Origin of the sequence: Nocardioides conyzicola (assembly GCF_039543825.1) — a bacterium.
GTDB lineage: Bacteria > Actinomycetota > Actinomycetes > Propionibacteriales > Nocardioidaceae > Nocardioides > Nocardioides conyzicola.
This window is the reverse complement of record NZ_BAABKM010000004.1, coordinates 215756-238084: the sequence shown is the minus strand read 5'-3', so window position 1 is coordinate 238084 and position 22329 is coordinate 215756. Positions and strand designations below refer to the sequence as shown.

20 protein-coding genes are annotated in these 22329 nt (G+C 71.6%); 9 read left to right on the top strand and 11 right to left on the bottom strand.

Going from position 1 to position 22329, the window contains the following annotated elements:
* Window position 1: 1 nt before the first annotated feature.
* Both ABEA34_RS20915 and ABEA34_RS20910 read right to left on the bottom strand, forming a co-directional pair.
* Window positions 2-829 (bottom strand): ribonuclease Z, encoded by an 828-nt coding sequence (locus tag ABEA34_RS20915; protein ID WP_345523576.1) that lies wholly within the window; start codon window positions 827-829, stop codon window positions 2-4.
* On the bottom strand, window positions 826-1488 hold the full coding sequence (locus tag ABEA34_RS20910) for a DedA family protein (RefSeq protein WP_345523574.1): 663 nt from the start codon (window positions 1486-1488) through the stop codon (window positions 826-828). Before ABEA34_RS20910 ends, ABEA34_RS20915 begins: the two co-directional genes overlap by 4 nt.
* A gap of 177 nt (window positions 1489-1665) precedes the next feature.
* Here ABEA34_RS20910 and ABEA34_RS20905 point away from each other — a divergent pair, with 177 nt between their 5' ends.
* Together ABEA34_RS20905 and ABEA34_RS20900 are read left to right on the top strand one after the other, a co-directional pair.
* Complete coding sequence (locus ABEA34_RS20905) at window positions 1666-2271, top strand: TetR/AcrR family transcriptional regulator (RefSeq protein WP_345523572.1); 606 nt, start codon at window positions 1666-1668, stop codon at window positions 2269-2271.
* A 13-nt stretch (window positions 2272-2284) separates the two neighbouring features.
* Window positions 2285-3544 (top strand): alkyl sulfatase dimerization domain-containing protein, encoded by a 1260-nt coding sequence (locus tag ABEA34_RS20900; RefSeq protein WP_345523570.1) that lies wholly within the window; start codon window positions 2285-2287, stop codon window positions 3542-3544.
* Here the strand turns inward: ABEA34_RS20900 and ABEA34_RS20895 are convergent.
* The 3 genes from ABEA34_RS20895 to ABEA34_RS20885 are packed head-to-tail and all read right to left on the bottom strand — an operon-like array spanning window position 3541 to window position 8254.
* The gene (locus ABEA34_RS20895) at window positions 3541-3798 is read right to left on the bottom strand and encodes a hypothetical protein (RefSeq protein WP_345523568.1); all 258 of its coding nucleotides are present in this window, start codon (window positions 3796-3798) and stop codon (window positions 3541-3543) included. The genes ABEA34_RS20900 and ABEA34_RS20895 overlap by 4 nt on opposite strands.
* Before the next feature lie 24 nt (window positions 3799-3822).
* Window positions 3823-6198, bottom strand: coding sequence for a lysylphosphatidylglycerol synthase domain-containing protein (locus tag ABEA34_RS20890; RefSeq protein WP_345523567.1), 2376 nt, complete (start codon window positions 6196-6198; stop codon window positions 3823-3825).
* Window positions 6191-8254, bottom strand: a complete 2064-nt coding sequence (locus ABEA34_RS20885) for a phage holin family protein (protein WP_345523565.1) — start codon at window positions 8252-8254, stop codon at window positions 6191-6193. Before ABEA34_RS20885 ends, ABEA34_RS20890 begins: the two co-directional genes overlap by 8 nt.
* Before the next feature lie 81 nt (window positions 8255-8335).
* Here ABEA34_RS20885 and ABEA34_RS20880 point away from each other — a divergent pair, with 81 nt between their 5' ends.
* Window positions 8336-9121 (top strand): spermidine synthase, encoded by a 786-nt coding sequence (locus ABEA34_RS20880; RefSeq protein WP_345523564.1) that lies wholly within the window; start codon window positions 8336-8338, stop codon window positions 9119-9121.
* A gap of 85 nt (window positions 9122-9206) precedes the next feature.
* Here the strand turns inward: ABEA34_RS20880 and ABEA34_RS20875 are convergent, their stop codons facing one another.
* Genes ABEA34_RS20875 through ABEA34_RS20860 form a run of 4 tightly spaced genes read right to left on the bottom strand, consistent with a single transcriptional unit; the run spans window position 9207 to window position 13711 of the window.
* Window positions 9207-9695 carry a methyltransferase family protein gene (locus ABEA34_RS20875; protein WP_345523563.1) on the bottom strand — a complete coding sequence of 163 codons (489 nt, stop codon included), beginning with the start codon at window positions 9693-9695 and terminating at the stop codon, window positions 9207-9209.
* Between the two features lie 29 nt (window positions 9696-9724).
* On the bottom strand, window positions 9725-11293 hold the full coding sequence (locus tag ABEA34_RS20870; RefSeq protein ID WP_345523562.1) for a long-chain-fatty-acid--CoA ligase: 1569 nt from the start codon (window positions 11291-11293) through the stop codon (window positions 9725-9727).
* Window positions 11290-12402, bottom strand: a complete 1113-nt coding sequence (locus ABEA34_RS20865; protein ID WP_345523561.1) for an acyl-CoA dehydrogenase family protein — start codon at window positions 12400-12402, stop codon at window positions 11290-11292. The genes ABEA34_RS20870 and ABEA34_RS20865 overlap by 4 nt, the downstream gene beginning before the upstream one ends.
* Window positions 12403-12406: 4 nt before the next feature.
* Complete coding sequence (locus ABEA34_RS20860; protein ID WP_345523560.1) at window positions 12407-13711, bottom strand: acyl-CoA dehydrogenase family protein; 1305 nt, start codon at window positions 13709-13711, stop codon at window positions 12407-12409.
* Here ABEA34_RS20860 and ABEA34_RS20855 point away from each other — a divergent pair.
* The 4 genes from ABEA34_RS20855 (at window position 13710) to ABEA34_RS20840 (ending at window position 17094) form a co-directional block, all read left to right on the top strand.
* Window positions 13710-14900, top strand: coding sequence for a 3-ketosteroid-9-alpha-monooxygenase, oxygenase component (locus ABEA34_RS20855; protein WP_345523559.1), 1191 nt, complete (start codon window positions 13710-13712; stop codon window positions 14898-14900). The two genes, ABEA34_RS20860 and ABEA34_RS20855, sit on opposite strands and share 2 nt — an antisense overlap.
* Window positions 14901-14903: 3 nt before the next feature.
* Window positions 14904-15197 (top strand): hypothetical protein, encoded by a 294-nt coding sequence (locus ABEA34_RS20850; RefSeq protein ID WP_345523558.1) that lies wholly within the window; start codon window positions 14904-14906, stop codon window positions 15195-15197.
* A 5-nt stretch (window positions 15198-15202) separates the two neighbouring features.
* Complete coding sequence (locus ABEA34_RS20845) at window positions 15203-16303, top strand: 2Fe-2S iron-sulfur cluster-binding protein (RefSeq protein ID WP_345523557.1); 1101 nt, start codon at window positions 15203-15205, stop codon at window positions 16301-16303.
* Between the two features lie 140 nt (window positions 16304-16443).
* Window positions 16444-17094 carry a hypothetical protein gene (locus tag ABEA34_RS20840; protein ID WP_345523556.1) on the top strand — a complete coding sequence of 217 codons (651 nt, stop codon included), beginning with the start codon at window positions 16444-16446 and terminating at the stop codon, window positions 17092-17094.
* A gap of 119 nt (window positions 17095-17213) precedes the next feature.
* Here ABEA34_RS20840 and ABEA34_RS20835 read toward each other — a convergent pair whose 3' ends face one another.
* Together ABEA34_RS20835 and ABEA34_RS20830 are read right to left on the bottom strand one after the other, a co-directional pair.
* Window positions 17214-17888, bottom strand: a complete 675-nt coding sequence (locus tag ABEA34_RS20835; RefSeq protein ID WP_345523555.1) for an MBL fold metallo-hydrolase — start codon at window positions 17886-17888, stop codon at window positions 17214-17216.
* A gap of 3 nt (window positions 17889-17891) precedes the next feature.
* Window positions 17892-18602: a maleylpyruvate isomerase family mycothiol-dependent enzyme gene (locus tag ABEA34_RS20830; RefSeq protein ID WP_345523554.1), complete on the bottom strand. Its 711-nt coding sequence runs from the start codon at window positions 18600-18602 to the stop codon at window positions 17892-17894.
* A 143-nt stretch (window positions 18603-18745) separates the two neighbouring features.
* Between ABEA34_RS20830 and uvrA the strand changes: the two genes are divergently transcribed.
* Window positions 18746-21802, top strand: a complete 3057-nt coding sequence (gene uvrA / locus ABEA34_RS20825) for an excinuclease ABC subunit UvrA (RefSeq protein WP_345523552.1) — start codon at window positions 18746-18748, stop codon at window positions 21800-21802.
* A gap of 100 nt (window positions 21803-21902) precedes the next feature.
* Window positions 21903-22319 (top strand): Rieske (2Fe-2S) protein, encoded by a 417-nt coding sequence (locus ABEA34_RS20820; RefSeq protein WP_345523550.1) that lies wholly within the window; start codon window positions 21903-21905, stop codon window positions 22317-22319.
* Window positions 22320-22329 lie beyond the last annotated feature (10 nt).

Here is a 22329-nt window from a genome sequence, read left to right as displayed (position 1 = left end):
CTCAGCCGATCTCGATGCGGTGCAGGTCGTCGCCGAGCTCGACCCGGCCGGAGAAGTGCTGGGCGGCGATGGCCCGCCACTCGTCCTCGGTGCCGGGCACGAGCGCTGGGACGTAGTGGGTGAGCACGAGCGCCGAGACGCCGGCCCGGGCCGCGGTCGTCGCCGCGTCCTCGACGCTCGAGTGGTAGTCGAGGATGTCCTGGAGGCGGGGGAGCGGGATCGGCTCCAGCAGGTCCCGGCGGAGCGCGGTGATGACCAGGGCGTCGGCGCCGGCGCAGAGCAGGTCGAGGGGCTCGCAGGGCACGGTGTCGCCGGCGATCACGACCGAGGCGCCGGCGTACTCGATCCGGAAGGCGAGAGTGGGCTCCACCGGGCGGTGGTCGGTGGCGCCGGCGCGGATGATCACGTCGCCGTCGTCCCAGACGACGCCGGGCCCGACCTCGCGGACGTGGAGCGGCGGCGGGCCGTCCAGGTCGACGTGGTGGGCCGTCCGGTAGCCGATGTCGGCCGAGAGCGACTGCAGGACCCCGTCCGCGACGACGCGGGTGCCGGGCGGGCCGACGACCAGGAGCGGCGACGGCGTGAAGGTGGTGATCCACCGGGTGGTCACCAGGTCGCCGAGGTCGGTGAGGTGGTCGCTGTGCAGGTGCGTGAGGAGCACGGCGGTGAGCTGGTCGGCCCCCGAGCCGGCCGCCGCGGCGCGCATGACGACGCCGCGGCCGGCGTCGACCAGGAACGTCTTCCCCCCGGCGCGCACCAGCGTGGCCGGTCCGGCCCGGTGCGGGTCCGGGAGTGGGCTCCCGGTGCCCAGGAGGGTGATCTCGATCATGGGTTCTGCTCCTCGGGATCGACGTCCGAGGCGTCTTCGACAGGGCGGCCGGACCGGCGACGGCGCCGCCGACGGAGGACGTACGCGACGATCAGCAGGACCAGGAGGAGCGCGAGGATCGGTGCGAACCGCTCGAGGATGGTGTTGACCGTGTCGATGTGGTTGCCGGCCTGCCGCCCGACCGTCGTCCAGATGGCGACCCAGACCACGGCGCCGACCATGTTGGCGACCACGAACCGGTGCCACACCATGCCCGTGATGCCGGCGACGAGCCCGTTGGCGCGTCGCAGGAGCGGGATGAACCGGCCGACGACCACGGTCACCGTGCCGCGACGGGCGTAGAACCCCTCGGCCCGGTCGAGCAGGTCGTGGGTCACCCCGAACCGCCGCCCGAGACGGATGGCGAGCGGGCGGCCGCCGTACCGTCCGACCGCGAACGCCGCGCACTCCCCGAGCACGGCCGCCAGCCACGCGACGACCAGCACCGGCAGCAGGCTGAGGTCACCGGACACCGTGTAGATCGAGGAGACGACCAGGGTCGCCTCGGCAGGCACGGGCAGCGAGAGGTTCGCGAGGAAGATGATCAGCGCGACGGCGACGTAGCCGTAGTCGTCGATGTACGGCGCCACGGTGCCGAACACCCCGGGCAGGTCGGTCATAGACGGTCCTCCGGGAGCCGTGGTCGAGCATCGTTGGCCGTCGACCCGGGCCGACACGTCCTGGTGATGCTCGCCGGACGTGCGCCCCCATGTCAACGACCTTTTGGCACTAGGTTGCCAAAAGATGCTCAAGAGTACGTCTCGCTCCGACGCCTCCTACGCCGTACCCTCTCGCACATGACCAAGCAAGGGGACGGGCGCACGGCACGGCGGGGTCGCAACAGCGACGCCGTGCTGGACACCGTCCACGAGATGTTCGTCGAAGGGAACTTCTCACCGTCCGTCGAGGACGTGGCCGCCCGCTCCGGGGTGTCCCTGCGCTCGGTCTACCGCTACTTCGAGGACACCGAGGCGCTGCTGCACCTCGCGATCGAGCGCCGGATCGCGCTCGTCGGCGAGCTCTACGCGCTGGGCAACCTCGGTGAGGGCACGCGGGAGGAGCGCGTGCTCGCGCTGGTCAACCAGCGTCTGGTGATCCACAGCAAGCTCGCCCCGACGGTCCGGGCGGCCATGCTGCGGGCGCCGTTCTCGCCGCAGATCGCCGACCAGGTCGACCAACGGCGCAAGCTGCTCGCGGCCCAGGTCGCGGCGCAGTTCGAGCCGGAGGTCGCCGTGCTCAGCAAGTCGCGTGCCGAGGCGCTGCTCGTCTGCATCGACGCCCTGTGCTCCTTCGACACGATGGAGGACCTGCGGGTACGCCGCGGGATGTCGATCAGCCGGGCCCGCCGGGTGATGGTCGGTGGCGTGACCGCGCTGCTTGCTGACGCGGCCCTCAACAACTGACACCCTGTCTGCCATGAGCATCCTGCAGATCGCGGACGACCTGTGGACCGGCGTACGCCGCATCGAGGACACCCACCCGTTCTCGCTGTCCGGTGAGGCGGAGGAGGTCGCCGACGGGGTCGCGTTCGTCCCCGCCTTCGCCAACGTCTCGGCGCTCGCCACCGACGACGGGCTCGCGCTGGTCGACACCGGCAGCCCGCCGTTCGCCCAGCACGTCCACACCACCCTGCGCCGGTGGAACACCACGCGCCTCCACACGGCCGTCTTCTCGCACGGCCACATCGACCACGTCTTCGGCGTGGGGCCGTTCGAGGAGGAGGCCCGGCAGCAGGGCTGGGCGGCGCCCCGGGTCGTCGCGCACGAGGCGATGCCCGCCCGGTTCGACCGCTACGTCCTCACCGCGGGCTACAACGAGGTGATCAACCAGCGCCAGTTCGGGCTGCCCGACCTGCGCTGGCCACGGGAGTACCGCTACCCCGACGAGACGTACGCCGTCGCGACCCGGCTCCAGGTCGGCGGCCTCGACCTCGAGCTCACGCACTGCCGCGGCGAGACCGACGACCACACCTACACCTGGGTGCCCGAGCGCAAGGTGCTCTGCTGCGGCGACCTCTTCATCTGGGCCTCGCCCAACGCCGGCAACCCGCAGAAGGTGCAGCGCTACCCGCGGGAGTGGGCGGCGGGCCTGCGCACGATGGCCGGGCTCGGCGCCGAGATCATGCTGCCCGGGCACGGCGTCCCCGTCATGGGCGCGGACCGGATCCGGCAGGCACTGACCGACAGCGCCGACCTGCTCGACCACCTCCACGACGAGACCGTCGCGATGATGAACGCGGGCGCTCGCCTCGACGAGATCGTGCACGCCGTCCGCGGTCCGCAGCACCTGCTGGACCGGCCCTACCTGCGGCCCGTGTACGACGAGCCGGAGTTCGTCGTCCGCAACGTGTGGCGGTTGTACGGCGGCTGGTGGGACGGCGACCCGGCGCACCTCAAGCCGTCACCTGCGGCCGACCTGGCGACGGAGATCGCGTCGCTCTCCGGCGGTGCGGGTCGTCTCGCGGAGCGCGCGCTCGAGGTGCTCGCGGCCGGCGACGACCGCCTGGCCGGTCACCTGGCCGAGCTCGCCTCCCAGGCCGCGCCGGGCGACCCGGCCATCGCCGGGGTCCGGGCCCAGGTCTTCTCGACCCGTGCCGCCCACGAGGCGTCGACGATGTCGCAGGGCGTCTTCAGCTGGGCCGCGCGCGAGTCCGCCGCGCAGGCACCGGCCGACTAGGACACGAGCAGGAAGAGCACGCCGAAGGTGACGCCGGCGGCGGCGACCAGCGCCGTCGCGAACGGACGCCACGGTGCCGAGCTCGCAAAGAGGACGGCCACGAGTCCGGCGAAGACGGCCGACACGGCGAGTGCGACGTCCCACGCGCCGTACAGCCAGATCAGCCCGAGCAGCAGGCCGGCGGCGACGCCGAGCGCCCCGCCCGGTAACGCGCCGGGCGGTGGATGGTCGGGGGCCAGCGGCTGGTCGAACACGGTTCGATCATGCCCGGGTGCCGGTCAGTCGATGTAGTCCTCCTTGCGCAGCCAGCGCAAGGAGTAGATGCCGAAGAGCGACGGCAGGTACGTCGTGCACATCCGCTGCGAGACCGCGATCGCGAAGGCCGGACCGGAGGGTACGCCGACCGCGACCAGGCCGGCCGCGATCGCCGCCTCACCGACGCCCACGTTGCCCGGCACCGGGACCAGGCTCGCGAAGAGCGAGGCGCCGGCCGCCACGAACAGCATCGACGCGTAGGACCCCGTCGGGTGCATGCCCTGGACGAGCAGCGTCAGGCAGAGCGCGGTGATCATCAGCGACAGCAGGTTGGTGCCGAAGAGACCCAGTGCGCGGGCGGGGCTCTCGGTGACGACCTTCAGCGAGGTCGCCAGGCTGCGCACCATGGTGACGACCTGGCGGCGGAGCTTCGGGACCAGCGTGAACGCGATCGCCGACAGCGCCAGGACGACGCCGAGCAGGGCGACGATCCGGTCGAGGTTGTCGGGACCGGACAACGAGACGCCCTCGGGCAGGCTCTGCGCGAGCAGCACGGCGACTCCCACCACGAGCACGTTGGCGACCGACGCGGCGAACGAGTCCAGCCCGGTGGCGGTCACGGCGGCGGCCGGTCCCTCGCCGTACCGGCGGAAGAACGTCGTGTAGAGCGCGACCCGGCCCAGCGTGGCCGAGATCGCCAGTCCGACCGTCTTGACGGCGTACTGGAGGTGCACCAGCGGCGCCAACGGGAGCCGGGTGCGGACCGTCGAGATCGCAGTCCCTGCGTCGGCGACGGAGGTGAGCTGGCAGACCACGAGGCCGATCACCACCCACGCCCACCCGGCGTTCTGCCAGGTCGACCAGACGGTCGACCAGTCGAGGTTGATGAGGGTGGTGAGCAGGATGTACGCCGCGAAGAGCATGAACCCGGTCTGCAGCAGGTCGCGCGGGCGGACCCGTACGATCTCGGCCGGCGGGAGCGGCTCGGTCCCGGTGCGCTCCGGGATGATCGCCAGGACCGCCGCGATCGCGGCCTTGACGCCCTTGTCGGCCCGGAGAGACCGCGGCATGGCCGCGCGCTGCAGGTAGGGCTGCGCGGCCGCCAACGCCTCGGCGCCGAGCCCTGCCAGCGCGGCGTCGACGGCCCGGTCCGGTCCCACCACGAGGGCCTGGCTGGTGAGCAGCACGGCGACCTCCTGCGAGCGCTGGGCGTCGTCGGCGGCGATCGAGCCGTCCGCGAAGTCGGACAGGACCACGTCGGTCGGGCCCTGCGCCACCTGGGCGAGCGTGAGGCCGCCGTGGCACAGGCCGGCCTCGTGCAGCCGGCCGACGGCGGCCCAGGTCTGCCGGAGCACCTCGTCGGCGAGCTCGGGTTGCGTCGACAGCGGTGGAGCAGGGGCGCCCAGGACCAGGATGGCGTCGCCGGAGCTCTCCGCGGCCGCCAGCACGCGGTCGACCCCGACCCCCGCACGGTCGGCCATGATCGTCACCAGGGCCTCGTGCTCCACCAGCTGGAGCCGGGTCGAGCCGGGAGCCGTCTGGTCGCGGTAGAGCAGCCGACGCCACCAACGTGCGGCCAGGTGGGCGTCGGTGGCGTCGCGCCCGTAGACCTTCACGAGCAGCGGGTCGCCGGCACGCGAGGTCGCGGTGAGGATGCGCGCGCCCCACGGCTGCTCGTCGGCGAAGCGCAGGTCGGCCACGTCCAGCCGCAACGCCTTCAGGCTGGCGGCGACCTGGCCCAGCTCGGGGTGGCCGGCGGGGGAGCCGAGGACCACGAGCGCGAGGCTGGCGCCCGCGATGCCGATGGCCAGGGCGCCGAGCACGTCGGTCGGACCGGCGATCCCGATGGCCCAGGCCGCGGCGCACTGCACGAGCACGATCGCCACGTGGAAGCGCCGATAGGCCAGCACGACCCACGGGCGCAGCGCCAGCAGCGCCGCGGTGATCACGGCGACTCGCAGGGTCGGGAAGCCGTGCGGCGACCCGGACCGCACCGGCCCGGGATCGATCTCGGGCAGGCCCGCGCCGGCGAGCCACGACGCGAGCACGACACCAGCGAAGGTCGCCGCGACGGCGACCAGCAGCGTCAGCGGCAGCAGCCCGCGTCGCCGTAGGGTCACGACGACGGCGACGATCACGACCAGGCAGTACATCGTGCCCAGCCAGTACGTCGCGTCGAACAGGCTGGTGACCCACCTCGGCAGGTCATCGGCGACATGGCGGACGGCGCTGTCGAGCGCGCCACGGTGGACGGCGGCCCGAACGCAGGCGAGCGTCACCAGCACGCCGCCGACCAGGAGGGCGAGGTCGACGGGGCGGCGGGTCCGGTTGGCTCCGGCCAGGAAGAAGCGTGAGCTCCGCCGACCGGTCGGGCCCGGGGCAGGCAGCACCTCAGACACGGGTCTCCTTCGTTGTGAGGTCGGTGCGGTGGCCGGATTCCTCCAGCCAGCTGACCAGGACTCGGTGGAGGGCGTCGGCTCCGACCACCATCTGCTCCGGCATCTCGAAATCGACGGGGTGGACGACCATGCCCCGGTCCTGCCAGCCGCCGAGGCCACCGTGGCAGGCGACCAGCCCCTCGAAGGCCGCGACCTCGTCGAGGTCGTCGACCAGGCTGTTGACGTAGATGTCCGGCGCCTCGGGCATCGTGGCGGCGCGCAGCACGAACGCGGGCGCGTGCGGCCCGAACGTCGCCAACGGGTCCACCCCGACCACGACGTCGTCCCGCACCCGGTGCTCGCCACCCGGTCCCAGCGCGACCGGTCCGTGCTCGTCGGTGTGGACGACGACGAAGCCGATGCCGGGGTGCTCCACCAGGCCGGGCACCAGAGCGGGGAAGCGGGCGGCGAGATCGTCGAGGGTGAGCTTGCGCTTCTCACCGGCGACGTAGATGAGGCCGAGGTTGCCGGACCCGAAGACCAGGAACTGCTCCTCCGGCTTCGCGCTCGTTGGCTCGCGGGTCTCGAAGGTGTCGGCCGTGATCCGGGTCGACGCGCGGTCGAGGGCCCGGCCCAGGACCGAGTCCTGGTCAGCGTTGCCGGCGACCATCGAGTTCAGCGCACCGCTGCCCTCTGCGTTCTCGACCGACGCGATCGCGGTCGCGTCGGACAGCCGGGAGACGAGCGCGGCCAGGTCCTCGCCGTACCTGTCCGCGAAGATCGCGCCCTGCGACTGGCCGTGGTCCGAGAGCACGACGACGTGGTACTTCCGCGGCGCGACGGCAGCGACGGCCTCGATCTGTGCCAGCACGGCGTCGATGCCGGCGAGCGCGTCGAGCGACTCCGGCTGGAGGATGCCGGCGTGGTGCGCGACGGCGTCGTAGTCGACGTAGTCGACGTACACGCTCCGGCGACCCTTGAGCATCGCGTCGGCGACCAGGGTCGTGTTCAGGTCGCGGACGACGCCGTTGAGCGCCGCGCGCTCCATCGCGAACGCCCACCCACGGTGCACCCGCGGTCGGATGTCGCGGCGTCGGGCGCGGGACGCCTGGAACCGCTCACGGGCGATCTCGCTGAGCGCGCGGGTCATGCTGCGGGTGAAGCCGGCCGGACGGCTCAGGAAGGTGGAGATCGTCCGCCGGGACTCCCGGGTCTCGTGGCCCCGGCCGACCGCGCTCATCGTCGCGTACGCCGTGGGCGCGTCGCCGGTGAAGAGGTTGCTCACCGAGACGCCGTCGTCGGCGAGCAGCCCGAGGCCGTCGGAGTGCATGGCCTCGATCAGCGCGGCGTCCGCGGGGCGGTTGGCGACGTAGACCTTGCCCGAGGAGCGGTCGACCCAGCGGAAGGCCGGGATGCCCTCGATGGTGCCGTGCAGGATCCCCATCTGGCTGGCCGGCGTGGTGGCGGGCAGCTTGGGCCGCCACTCGACGGCGTGGTGCGAGCCGCTGCGGATCCACCGCGACAGCGTCGGCAGGGTGCCGGCGCGCACGCACCAGTCGAGCACCGGGTAGGGCACACCGTCGGCCTGCACGAAGACGATGCCGGGCACGTCGGGGTCGTCCAGCGTCACGCGCTGCCGCCGGGCCCGGCGCAGCAGGGATGCCGTCACCGCGTCGTCGGTGCCGGCGGTCGCGACCCAGACGAAGAACGTCGAGACGAACGCGACGATCCACGACGCGAGCAGCGCCCAGCCGAGGTCGGCGGCGGACAGTCCTTTGGGTGCGTAGACGACCAGCCACACCGCGAGCGCCTGGCCGAGCAGCCCGAGCAGGATGCTCCCGACCCAGCCGAGGCGGACCGCGCCCTCGACGAGGAGCACCCGGAGGACGGCGCCGATGACCGCCACCAGGATCGCCGTACGAAGGGCGTCCTCCCAGCCGCTGAGGTCGAATCCGGGCAGCACCCAGGACGCGAGCACCAGGCCGACGGTCGCTCCGACGATGCCCAGCGCTGCCCGGCCGAGGTCGCCCCAGCGCAGGTGCCACCGGGACTGCGTGCCCGCGGCAGGTCCGGCCATGTCGCGACCGTAGCGGAATCGGCACCCCGCGCCATGGCCCGTTGCGGGTGACCCTGGGACGTCTCGTGGGAGGCTGCGGTGGTGGTCGACGCCGAGATCGTGCCGGGGGACCGGCTCGGCACGTTCGTGCTGCGGATGTCGGGCATGGACCAGTCCTGCGTCGACCTGGAGGACCCGACCCGGATCGTCTTCGACTACGTGCGCCGGCTCGCGGACGTCGTCGACGCTGTCGCTCCCAGCGGTACGCCGTTGCGGGTGGTGCACGTCGGCGGCGCCGGGATGACGCTGCCGCGGTACGTCGCGGCGACCCGCCCGCGGTCCGCGCAGGTGGTGCTCGAACCGGCGGCGGCCGTCACCGACCTGGTCCGGCGTGACCTGCCGCTGCCGCGCAACAGCGGCATCAAGGTGCGCGACGTGGACGGTGCTGCCGGGGTGGCGGCGCTGCGGGACGCGTTCGCCGACCTCGTGGTGGTCGACGCCTTCGCCGACGCGCGGGTGCCGGGGTCCCTGGTGACGGCGGCGTTCGCCGCCGACCTGCTGCGGGTCGTCGGTCCTGGTGGCGTCGTGGCGTTCAACCTGACCGACCGGGCGCCCTTCGGCTGGACCCGGCGGGCGGTCGCGGCCATCCGGCTGTCGTTCCCCGCCGTGCTGCTGACCGCGGAGCCGGCGACCCTGCGGGCCAAGCGGCTCGGCAACCTGGTCGTCGTCGCCTCGGCCGGCACCGTGCCGCTCGACGCGCTGCGCTCGCGGGCCGCGAGCTCCGCCGCGCCGTACCGGGTCCTCGACGCCCGCGCCGTCTCCGACTCCTTCGGCGGCGGCACGCCGTTCACCGAGGCCGACACCGCCGACTCGCCGGCGCCGGTGTGAGGCGGGTTTCACCGGTCAGCCGCCGAAACCCGCACGACACGCCGAGGCCCCACGGCGTGTCGCGCGGGCTCCGGCTGACAACCGCTCAGCCGCGCCAGGGCGTGAGCCGAGGCAGCCACCCCGGCACGGCAGCGCGATAGCGGTCGTACGACGCGCCGAACTGCTCGTGCAGCGCCGGCTCCTCGTAGCCCTTCACGAAGGCGACGACGGCGGCGAGGAAGACGAGCAGCCACCACAGCAGGTCGGTGCTGCGCAGCACGAGCGCCTGGCCGAGGATCACCGCCGCGACGCCGACGTACATCGGGTTGCGCACGTGCCGGTAGAGCCCGCCCTGCACCAGGAACTCGGTCGGCGCGATCGGCGCGGGAGTGCCGACGCCCTCCCGCACGAAGCGCACGAAGCAGTCGAGCACCATCGCGACCCCGAGGCCGACCAGCAGCACACCGACCACGTCGAGCACGCCGTACGACGCCGACGAGCGCGCCCAGCCGGTGATCCACCACGGCACCAGACCCGCCATCACCCCGGGCGCGGCGAGGAGGAAGACGAAGGTCCCGACGGCCGCCCGGCGCATGGCCCGAGCATAAATCAACGTCTGATGAATTAACAGGTGTACGCCGTGCCTCGCGGCTCGCGCGTCCACAGCACGCCGTCGCCCGGTGTCGGTCCCTCGGCCGCCAGCTCCCGCTTGAGCACCTTGTTGGTCGCGGTCCGCGGCAGGGTGTCGACGACCCGCACGTACGCCGGCCAACCCTTGGGCGACAGGTCGGCCTGGTCGGCCAGGAACGACTCGAGGGACGCGGGCGACAGCGCCCCCCGGAGCACGAGGGCGGCCATCACCTGGTCGCCGACCGACGGGTCCGGCACGGCGTACACCGCGGCCTCGTCGACCGCGGGGTGCCGCAGCAGGACCCGCTCGATCGTGGCCGCACCGAGGTTCTCGCCGTCGACCCGCAGCCAGTCGGCGGTCCGGCCGGCGAAGTAGACGAAGCCGTCGGCGTCCCGGTAGGCGAGGTCGCCGGACCAGTACATCCCGCCGCGCATCCGCTCGGCCTCGGCGTCGGGGTCCTTGTAGTAGCCGGCGAACGCGCCGGACCCCGTGGTGTTGACCAGCTCGCCGGTCGCGGCCTCGCCGTTGAGGAGCTCGCCGGAGGGCCCGAAGACGGCGTCGGGCACCTCCGCCATCGTCTCGGGGTCGAGGACCTTCACCCCGTCCAGCGGCCGCCCGAGCGAGCCCGGCGGCATCTCCGGCACCCGCTGCACGATGACGGCGTTCTCGGTGGACGAGTACGAGTCGACGACGACGCACCCGAACCGCTGACCGAAGCCCGCGATGTCGCGGTCGTTGGCCTCGTTGCCGAAGACCAGCCGCAGCGGGTTGTCCGCGTCGTCGGGCTGCTCGGGCGTCGCCATGATGTAGGTCAGCGGCTTGCCGACGTAGTTGGCGTACGTCGCGCCGTGGCGGCGTACGTCGGGCAGGAACCCGGACGCGGAGAAGCGACGGGCCAGCGCGATCGTCGAGCCCGCGGCCAGCGCCGGCCCCCAGCCGGCCATGATCGCGTTGGAGTGGAACATCGGCATCGACAGGTACGCCACGTCGGCCGGGCTCAGGCCGAACCGCTCGGACAGGAACTGCCCGGGATACGCCACCTTCGCCTGCGTCACGTTGACGGCCTTCGGGTCGCCCGACGTGCCCGACGTGAAGATCAGCATCATCAGGTCGTCCGGTCCGACCTCGGCGTCCGGCACGGCGGCCGCGGCGTGCTCGTCGAGCAGCGCCGACCAGTCCGGGCTCTCGACCGGCAGCACGGGCACGTCGACGTCGGACAGCAGGTCGGCGTGGGCCGCGTCGGTGACGACGACCTGCACGTCGGCCCGGCGTACGTCGGCCGCGAGCGCCTCGCCCCGGCGGGTCGGGTTGAGCCCGACGACCACGTGACCGCCGAGTGCGGCACCGCCGAGCAGGAACGCGAACTCCGGCACGTTCTCCAGCAGCACGCCCACGTGGGGAGGCTCTCCGGAGGGCAGCAGGGTCGACAGCACGGCGGCCCGCACGCTCGACTCGCGCACGACCTCGGCCCAGCTCCACGACTCGTCCTCGAAGAGCAGCCCCGGGCCGTCGTCACCCGCCCGCGCGAGCAGCTGCTCGCGCACGGTGGGCATCCCCGTCATGCCGGCTCGGCCGCCAGGATCCGGCCGATGTTGAGCGCCTGCTCGGTCGCGCCGCCGTGCAGGAACTCGAAGCGCTTGGCCGACGTGAAGTAGCGGTGCGTCTCGCCGTCGAGGTCGATGCCGACCCCGCCGTGCACGTGGACCGCCGTGTGCGCGAGCCGGTGGCCGGCGTCGGCCGCCCACAGCTTCGCGATCGCGACCTCGCTCTCGGCGGGCAGGCCCTCGTCGAGGCGCCACGCGGCCTGCCACAGCGTGAGCCGCTGGGCGAGCACGTCGATGTAGCCGTCGGCCAGCCGCTGCGACACGGCCTGGAAGGTGCCGATCGGGCGGCCGAACTGCTCGCGCGTCTTCGCGTAGGTCGAGGTGAGCTTCAGCGCGCCCTCGGTGATGCCCAGCTGCTCGGCGGAGCCGGCCAGCACGAGCAGCTGACGCAGCCGCTGGTCGGCGGCACCGTCGGCCGCGCCGACGAGGCGGTCTCCGGACAGCACGGCACCGTCGAGGTCGAGCCGGGCCACGCCGTCGCGGTCGGAGAAGGTCTGCGCGACCACGGTGACGCCGGCGTCACCGGGCTCGACCAGGAAGACGCCGACACCGGTCGGCGTCTCGGCGGGCACGAGGAAGAGGTCGGCGTACGGGCCGGCCGGCACGATCGCCTTGCTCCCGGTCAGAACGTACGACGAGCCGTCGGGTGTCGCAACGGTGGTCGGCCGGACCGGGGAGTAGGCGCGCTCCTCGGCCACGGCTGCGGTCAGCACGTTGGCGCCCGACGCGGCGCCGGGCAGCCACTGCTGCTGATGCGCGTCCGAGCCGAGCTCGGCGATCAGCCGCGACGCCGGACCGTGGGCCGCGAGCGGGACCGGCGCGACCGTGCGGCCGACCTCGACCAGCACCCGGCAGAGCTCGATGATGCCGAGCCCGGCGCCGTCGTGCTCCTCCGGGAGCGCGAGCCCGAGCAGCCCGGCCGAGCCGAGCTCCGCCCAGAGATCGCGGTCGAAGCGGTCGCCGCCGGCGTCCACGGCCTTGAGCCGGTCGTTGGTGGTGCGGTCCTTGAGGATGCTGGCCGCCAGCTCGGCGGCCTCGTCCTGCTCCTGCGTGAAACGGAAGTCCATCTCGTCAGCTCCTCTTCGCTGCGGGGAGGCCGAGGCCGACGTACCCGATGATGTCGCGCTGGATCTCGTTGGTGCCGCCCCCGAAGGTCATCACGAGGGCCGAGCGGTAGAAGCGCTCGAGACGGCCCGCGAGGACCGCGCCCTCGGAGTCGCCGGTGATGCCGGCGTTGGGGCCGACGATCTCCATCAGGGACCGGTAGACCTCGGTGGCGAGCTCGGAGCCGTAGATCTTGGTGGCGGACGCCTCGGCGGGCGAGAGGTCGACACCGGCGTCGGCGTCGGCCGCGAGCTTCCAGTTGATCAGCGCGAGCGCCGTGGTGCGGGCGTGCGCCCGGCCGAGCGCGATCTGCACCCACTCGGAGTCGATCACCCGCTGGCCGTCGGGGTTCTTGGTCTCCTGCGCCCAGCGCCGGACCATGTCGATCGAGTAGGTCAGCGGCGCGGCCGACGTGAGCGCGACCCGCTCGTGGTTGAGCTGGTTGGTCATCAGCGACCAGCCGCCGTTGAGCTCGCCGACCAGGTTGGACGCCGGGACGCGCACGTCCTCGTAGTACGTCGCGCTGGTGCTGACGCCCGCGACCGTGTGCACCGGCGTGTACGAGAAGCCGGGGGAGTCGGCCGGCACCAGGATCATCGACAGACCCTTGTGGCGTGGCAGGTCGGGGTCGGTGCGGACGGCCATCCACAGCCAGTCGGCGTACTGGATGAGCGACGTCCACATCTTCTGGCCGTTGATGACCCATTCGTCGCCCTCGCGGACCGCTTTGGTCTTGAGCGACGCCAGGTCGGTGCCGGAGCCGGGCTCGGAATAGCCGATCGAGAAGTGCAGCTCGCCCTTGAGGATGCGGGGGAGGAAGTAGTCCTTCTGCTCGTCCGTGCCGTAGCGCATGATCGTCGGCCCGACGGTGTTGAGCGTCAGGTAGGGGATCGGGACGCCGGCAATGGCGGCCACGTCGGTGAAGATCAGCTGCTCGATCATCGAGCGGGCCTGGCCGCCGTACTCCTTGGGCCAGCCGATGCCCAGCCAGCCGTCGCTGCCGAGCTGGCGGATCACCTTCTTGTAGACGGCGTCGTCGCCGAACTCCCCGGTGGCGGCCGCGAGACCGGCCTTCACCTCGGGCGTGACCAGCGCGGCGAAGTACTCGCGGAGCTCGTCGCGCAGCCTCTCCTGGTCGGGCGTGAGGGCGATGTGCATCAGCAGCTCCCAAAAGAGGTCGGGCAGCGGGAAGGGCGGGGTGGCGCTGGATTCGGCGTCCCAAAAACTATAACCTGTTCTTGTTTTGGTCCACACCGTCTGGAGGAACGCCATGAGCGACACCACCACGAGTGTCCGAGCGCTCGACCACGGCACCCCGCCCGAGCGGTTCGCTCGCGGCTGGCACTGCATCGGTCTCGCCGACACGTTCCGCGACGGCAAGCCGCACCGGGTCGGCGCGTTCGGCGGCCAGCTGGTCGTCTGGGCGGACACGAAGGGCGACCTCCAGGTGCTCGACGGCTACTGCCGCCACATGGGCGGCGACCTGACGCAGGGCGAGGTCAAGGGCGACGAGATCGCGTGCCCCTTCCACGACTGGCGGTGGGGCGGCGACGGCAAGTGCAAGGCGATCCCGTACGCCCGCCGGGTCCCGCTGCGCGCGCGCACCCAGAAGTACGAGACCGCGATCGTCAACGACCAGCTGCTGATCTGGCACGACGTCGAGGGCTCCAAGGCCGACTACGACATCCTCCCGCCGCAGCTGCCGGGCCTCGCCGAGGGCGAGTACACCGACTGGGTCTGGGTCGCCGAGGAGATCGACGGCTCGCACTGCCGCGAGCTGATCGACAACGTCGTCGACATGGCGCACTTCTACTACGTCCACTTCGCGTTCCCCACGAGCTTCCGCAACGTCTTCGAGGGTCACGTCGCGACGCAGTTCATGGAGTCCAAGGGCCGCCCCGACAAGACCGAGGGGTACGGCGACGCCGAGCTCTTCCTCAAGTCCGAGGCGACCTACTACGGACCGTCGTACATGATCAACTGGCTCGACACCGACTACAAGGGCTTCAACACCGAGGTCGTGCTGGTCAACTGCCACGTCCCGACCGGCCCCGACTCCTTCCGGCTGCAGTACGGCATCACCGTCAAGAAGCCCGAGGGCCTCGACGACAAGACGACCGACTTCATCGCCAAGAAGTACGCCGAGATGTTCGGCAGCGGCTTCCTCCAGGACGTGCACATCTGGAAGAACAAGGTCCCGGTCCAGAACCCGCTGCTGTGCGAGGAAGACGGGCCCGTCTACCAGCTGCGTCGCTGGTACGAGCAGTTCTACGTCGACCAGGCCGACATCGCGCCCGAGATGGTCGACCGGTTCGAGTTCGAGGTCGACACCACGAAGGCCAACGAGTACTGGCAGGTCGAGGTCGCGGACAACCTGCGCAAGAAGGCCGAGGAGGACGGCGACCCGCACGGTGCCCCCGGCTCCGAGGCGGAGTCCCCGCAGATCATGTCGGGCACCTGAGCCATGCCCTCCTTCGTCCCCACCAGCGCCGACACGGTCGAGGACCAGCGCCTCTACACGGCGGCCCGGCTGGTCGAGGTCGAGTGCCTCGACTGCCTGGCGCGGGTGGGCGTGAAGAAGAACAGCGAGCACCACACGTCCATCCAGTGGACGACCGAGGCCCGCAGCCACTGCCCGGTGCTCGCCCGGCACACTGACCCCCGCGACATCAAGGAAGGCTGCCCGCGCCTGCTGTCGAGCATCGACGCTGCTGTCCGCGACGGGCAGGTCCCCATCGGAGCCGAGGACGGTTACTAACTCTCATGGTCGACGACGCCTTCGAGCTGAAGGTCGTGGACGTGGTCGAGGAGACCGCCGACGCGCACTCCATCTCCTTCGAGGTCCCCGCCGGTGCTGAGGAGCAGTTCGCCTACAAGCCGGGCCAGTTCCTGACCCTGGCGGTGCCGAGCGACCAGACCGGTGTCGCCGCGCGCTGCTACTCGCTGTCCAGCAGCCCGGTCGGCGGGGGACCGCTCACCATCACGGTGAAGCGCACCGTCGACGGCTACGCGTCCAACTGGGTCTGCGACCATCTCCGCGAGGGCGACAGCATCCACGTGCTGCCCCCGAGCGGCATCTTCACGCCGGCGTCGCTGAGCGCCGACCTGCTGCTCTTCGCCGGCGGCAGCGGCATCACCCCCGTCATCTCGATCACCCGGACGGCCCTCGAGCAGGGCACGGGCCGGATCGTGCTCTTCTACGCCAACCGCGACGAGGCGTCGGTGATCTTCGGTCGCGAGCTCACCGCGCTGGCCGCCGCGCACCCCGACCGCCTGCAGGTCGTGCACTGGCTCGAGTCGGTGCAGGGGCTGCCCAGCCAGGACCAGATGCGGGCGTTCGCCTCGGCGTACCCGTCGTACGACGCCTTCGTCTGCGGCCCGGCGCCGTTCATGAAGATGACGATCGCCGCGCTGAAGGAGCTGGAGTTCCCGCGTGAGCGCCGGCACCAGGAGAAGTTCGTCTCCCTGGGCGGCAACCCGTTCGGCGACCTGCACGACAAGGAGGTCGCCGAGCACGAGATCGAGGACGCGGAGAGCGATCCCGATGACGTGACCGAGGCGGCTCCGGGCGACCCGGGTCCCGAGGGACCGGTCAGGCTCGAGGTCGAGCTCGACGGCGAGAACTACTCCTTCGACGACTGGGCTCCCGGCACCAAGCTGCTGGACCACCTCGAGGCCAAGGGCGTGAAGGCGCCGTACTCCTGCCGCGAGGGGGAGTGCTCGGCGTGCGCCATCCGGCTGCTCGAGGGCGAGGTCAAGATGCTGCACAACGACGTCCTGGACGACGACGACCTGGCGGAGGGCATCCGGCTCGGCTGCCAGTCGGTCCCGGTGACGGACACCGTGAAGGTGACCTACCACTGAGTTCGGAGCGGCCCTTCTGCAAGATTGCCGCAAAAATTTCTGGTCTAGTCCCCTCCAGTTTTCCGCCCTCATGAGGGTCAGGCTGACCCCCTCAGGGGAACTTGCTGGTCCAACGGACCCACGACCAGAGGGAAAGCGATATGTATCTCGGACTCGGCCTGATCACCATGATCGCTGTGGTGTGGGCAATCACCGCACTTCCTACTCGGCCGAAGGCCGAGACCCCCCGGCCCCGCGACATGGAGCGCCGCGACGCGCAGCTCCGGGTCTGCCCCGAGCGGGTGACCCAGCTCGACGTCGAGCGCGTGCTCCGTGCCCACCCGCTCCGGGAGGACGCGATCGCCCGCGTGCTCGGGATCGCCGCCGAGCGCCGCATCAGCTCGCGCACCCTGTGGTCCTGGGCGGACCGCTTCGGTGCCGACAAGCTGGTGCTCGCGCTGGACGCCGACGTCGCCGAGCGCCGGCTGCGGCGCCACCTCGACGCCGGTACGACGCCGGACTGGGCCGCCATGATGGTCTTCGCTGACCTCAACAACGACACCGGCCCGGGCGCCATGCCGGTCCAGGAGATGCTCGACCTGGACTCCGTGCCGACGACCGACGAGCTGCAGTTCGACCTCTCGGGCTGGGAGACGCCCGACGCCCCGGCCATCGCCGTGCCCGACGTCGACCTCAGCCAGTTCGGCCCGCTGCCGCCGATCTACAACCCGGGCCTCCCGGTCACGCAGTCGACGGCCCCGCCGTCCGACGCGGGCAACGGCCGCGACAAGGGCTGGCCGCAGGTCGCCTGACCCGCCGTACGCCGGAGCTCGGGGTTTCTGCGGTCAGCGGTGCGTGGGCACCCGTTCGTCTGGGCAGATCGGCCGCATTCGGTTGCTGGCTCACCGCTGACCCGCGCCAGCCGCCCCGGTCACCAGCCGCGCTCGCGCCACTCCGGCAGGGACGCCCGCTCGGCGCCGAGGGTCGAGTCGCCGCCGTGGCCGGGGTAGAACCAGGTGTCGTCGGGCAGCCGGTCGAAGATCTTCGTCGACACCTCGTCGATGAGCTGGGCGAAGGCGTCCTTGTCGCCGAACGTGTTGCCGACCCCGCCCGGGAAGAGCGAGTCGCCCGTGAAGAGGTGCGGGTGCCCGTCCGGGTCCCGGTAGAGCAGCGCGACCGAGCCGGGGGTGTGGCCGGCGATGGCGATGACCTCGAGGGTGCACTCGCCGACGGCCACGGTGTCGCCGTGGGCCACGGAGCGGGTGACGGGCACGCCGGTCTGCTCCGTCACGGCCGCGGCGTCGGGCGCACCGACCACCACCGACGCCCCGGTCGCCGCGACGACGTCGGCGAGCGCCCGGTGGTGGTCCCAGTGCTGGTGCGTGGTGACGACGGACTGCAGCCCGGCGTCGCCGACCAGCGGCAGCAGGGTGGCGGCCTCGTCGGCCGCGTCGATGAGCACCTGGTCGCCGGTGTGGTGGCAGCGCAGCAGGTAGCAGTTGTTGGACATCTTCGGGTCCACCGCGACCTTCGTGATCGTCAGGTGGGTGAGCTCGCGGACGTCGGCGCTGCCGCCGGGAGTCACGTCGCCGGTGTAGTCAGCCATGGGTCACCACGTTCCGATCTGCGGCAGGGAGCCGCTGTCGCTGGTCAGTCCGTCGCCGGTCCCGCGCCCGGTGAGCCACCAGCCGAGGTCGGCGGCCGTGCCGGTGACGGTGGGGCCGCCCTCGCCGAAGGTCCACGTGCGGTCCAGGTCGCTCGCGTGGGCGTGGAAGGAGAGGTCGGCCGAGACGCCCTTCATGCTCAGCCCGTCGAGGAGCAGCACCGGGAACGCAGCGGGCCAGTCCGTCCGGGAGTAGCCCGCGGCCAGGTCGGCGTGGTGGATCTCGACCTCCTGGAGCCGCATCCGGGGGAGGTCACCCGCGGGGAAGGTGCGCCCGCCCGGGACCCGGTCGATGGTGGTGTCCCACTGGTCGTCGGGTACGGCGTCGAGCGCGTCCGCCAGGTCGGTCGTCGCGCCGAGGAGCCGCGCGCGGATCACGGTCGGCGACGCCACGGCGAGCTCGGCGATGTCGGCGTCCCGGGCCTCCTGCGAGGCGTACATCGGCGTCCGCTCGCCCTCGAGGATCCCGCCGATCGCCCCGGCCATGCCCTCGGCGTTGAGCGTGAGGTGGGCCAGCACGTGACCGCGGGTCCAGTCCGGGAGGCCGCTCGGACCGGCGTACTCCTCGTCAGCGAGGCCGTCCGTGGTCCGGATCAGCCGTCGCGTGGCCTCCGTCAGGAGGTCGTCCACGATGGCCTGGCTGCTCTGGTCGGGCATGGGTACATCCTGCCTGACGGGCCGGGCCCGGAGGACTGTCGGCGCCCCGTGAGATCCTGGGGAACACCGGCGCGTCCCGGGTGGTTGTCCCCACCGTGCGGCGGCTAGGATAGCGAACACATGTTCGAAGACGAGGGGTAGCAGTGATCGATCAGCTCATCATCCGAGGGGCTCGGGAGCACAACCTCAAGGACGTGTCGATCGACCTTCCCCGCGACTCGCTGATCGTGTTCACCGGGCTGTCCGGCTCGGGCAAGTCGTCGCTGGCGTTCGACACGATCTTCGCCGAGGGCCAGCGGCGGTACGTCGAGTCGCTGTCGGCGTACGCCCGCCAGTTCCTCGGCCAGATGGACAAGCCCGACGTCGACTTCATCGAGGGTCTGTCGCCCGCGGTCTCCATCGACCAGAAGTCGACGTCGAAGAACCCTCGCTCGACCGTCGGCACCATCACCGAGGTCTACGACTACCTCCGGCTGCTCTACGCACGCGCGGGCCGGCCGCACTGCCCCACCTGCGGCGCGCCGATCGAGCGGCAGACCCCGCAGCAGATCGTCGACAAGATCCTGTCGCTGGAGGAGGGCCGACGGTTCCAGGTGCTGGCCCCGGTGATCCGCGGCCGCAAGGGCGAGTACATCGAGCTCTTCAAGCAGCTCCAGACCCAGGGCTTCTCGCGTGCCCGCGTCAACGGCGAGACCTACTCGCTCGACGAGCCGCCCAAGCTCGACAAGCAGAAGAAGCACTCGATCGAGGTCGTCGTCGACCGGCTCGCGGTCAAGGAGTCGTCCAAGCGCCGGCTGACCGACTCGGTCGAGACCGCCCTGCAGCTCGCCGGTGGCCTGGTCATCTTCGACTTCGTCGACCTGCCGGCGAAGGACGCCGGCCGGGAGATGCGGTTCAGCGAGAAGATGGCGTGCCCCAACGAGCACCCGATCGACACGGACGAGCTCGAGCCGCGGTCGTTCTCCTTCAACTCGCCGTTCGGCGCCTGCCCGAAGTGCAGCGGCCTCGGCACCCGGATGGAGGTCGACCCCGAGCTGGTCGTCCCCAACCCGCAGGCGACCCTGGGCGAAGGTGCCATCCAGCCCTGGAGCCAGGCGCATGTCGCCGACTACTTCCTGCGGCTGATGGGCGCGCTCGGCGACGAGCTCGGCTTCGACCTCAACACCCCGTGGCAGGAGCTCAGCACCAAGTCGCAGCAGTCGATCCTGGACGGGCACTCCACCAAGGTCCACGTCGTCACGCGCAACCGCTACGGCCGCCAGCGCGCCTACTACGCCGAGTTCGAGGGCGTCCGGCCCTACATCGAGCGCCGGCACCGCGAGGCCGAGTCCGACACGAGCCGCGAGCGGTTCGAGGGGTTCATGCGCGAGGTGCCCTGCCCGGCCTGTGGCGGGAGCCGGCTCAAGCCGGTCTCGATGTCGGTGACGCTCGGCGGATCGATCCAGGACGGCGGCAAGAACATCGCCGAGGTCTGCCGGATGCCGATCAACGAGACCGCCGACTACCTGCGCAACCTCGAGCTGACCGCCCGCGAGCGCCAGATCGGCGAGCGGGTGCTCAAGGAGATCCAGGAGCGCCTCAACTTCCTGCTCGACGTCGGGCTCGACTACCTGTCGCTGGACCGTCCGTCGGGCTCGCTGTCGGGCGGCGAGGCCCAGCGGATCCGGCTCGCCACCCAGATCGGTGCGGGCCTCGTCGGGGTGCTCTACGTCCTCGACGAGCCGTCCATCGGCCTGCACCAGCGCGACAACCACCGGCTGATCGAGACGCTGATCCGGCTCAAGGACCTCGGCAACACGCTGATCGTCGTCGAGCACGACGAGGACACCATCCGGGTCGCCGACTGGGTCGTCGACATCGGGCCCGGCGCCGGCGAGCACGGAGGCCAGGTGGTGCACAGCGGCAGCGTCGCCGACCTGCTGACGCACCCCGACTCGATGACCGGCCAGTACCTCTCCGGTCGGCGCGAGATCCCCGTCCCCGCCGTACGCCGTCCGCGCACGACGGGCCGCGAGCTCACCGTTCACGGCGCCCGCGAGCACAACCTGCAGGACGTCGACGTCTCGTTCCCGCTCGGGCTGTTCGTCGCGGTGACCGGGGTCTCCGGCTCCGGCAAGTCCACCCTGGTCAACGACATCCTCTACACGTCGCTGGCCAAGCAGATCTACAACGCGCGGGCGGTGCCCGGCCGGCACCAGAAGATCACCGGCCTCGAGCACGTCGACAAGGTGATCCACGTCGACCAGTCGCCGATCGGCCGCACGCCGCGGTCCAACCCGGCGACGTACACCGGGGTCTTCGATCACGTCCGCAAGCTCTTCGCGTCGACGCCCGAGGCGAAGATGCGCGGCTACCTGCAGGGCCGGTTCTCCTTCAACGTCAAGGGCGGGCGCTGCGAGGCGTGCGCCGGCGACGGCACCATCAAGATCGAGATGAACTTCCTGCCGGACGTCTACGTCCCGTGCGAGGTCTGCCACGGTGCCCGCTACAACCGCGAGACGCTCGAGGTGCACTACAAGGGCAAGACCATCGCCGAGGTCCTCGACATGCCGATCGAGGAGGCCGCCGAGTTCTTCGCCGCGGTGCCCGCGATCGCGCGGCACATGAAGACCCTGGTCGAGGTCGGTCTCGGCTACGTCCGGCTCGGGCAGCCGGCCACGACGCTCTCGGGCGGCGAGGCGCAGCGCGTCAAGCTGTCGTCGGAGCTGCAGAAGCGCTCGACCGGTCGCACGGTCTACGTGCTCGACGAGCCGACGACCGGCCTCCACTTCGAGGACATCCGCAAGCTGCTGCTGGTGCTCGGGCGATTGGTCGACCAGGGCAACTCCGTGCTGGTGATCGAGCACAACCTCGACGTCATCAAGACCGCCGACTGGCTGATCGACATGGGTCCCGAGGGCGGTTCGCGCGGCGGCATGGTCGTCGCCGAGGGCACTCCCGAGGCCGTGGCCGCGACGCCGGCGAGCTACACCGGCCAGTTCCTCGCGCCGCTGCTCGAGGGCCGGGCCGCCAAGCAGCCGACCCGCAAGGTAGCGCCGAAGAAGGCACCGGTGCCGCTGCCGACCACCAAGGCCGCCAAGAAGGCGGCGGAGAAGGCCGTGGCCAAGAAGGCCGCCGCCAAGAAGACGGCTGCCAAGAAGACGGCCGCGGCGAAGAAGACGCCCGCCAAGGCGACCGCCGCCAAGCGTCGGGCGAGCTGACCCGAGCGGTTCTCACAGAACTCTCATCGCCCGGAGACAGGTATGCCCAGGTCCGCTGGCTAGGGTGAAACTTCAACGAGAGCCTGCCGAGAGGACCACCGTGAGCATCGACGGGATCACCCGCCGCACAACGTTGACCGGAGCCGCTGCCCTGGGCGTGGGCGTGCCCTTGCTCGCCGCGTGCGGCGGTGACTCGGGCGGCGGTACGGCGTCGGAGGCTCCGGCCGCCGGAGCGGAGCTCGGCTCGACCTCGGAGGTGCCGGTCGGTGGCGGCAAGGTGTTCGGCGACCAGAAGATCGTCGTGACCCAGCCGACCGAGGGCGACTTCAAGGCGTTCTCGGCGGTCTGCACCCACCAGTCCTGCCTGGTCTCGCAGGTCGCCGACGGCACGATCGACTGCCTGTGCCACGGCAGCAAGTTCTCCGACCAGGACGGCTCGGTCGTCAACGGACCGGCGACCTCCGCGCTGTCCGAGGTCACCATCGCCGTCGACGGCGACACCATCAGCACCGCCTGACCGGCGGTCG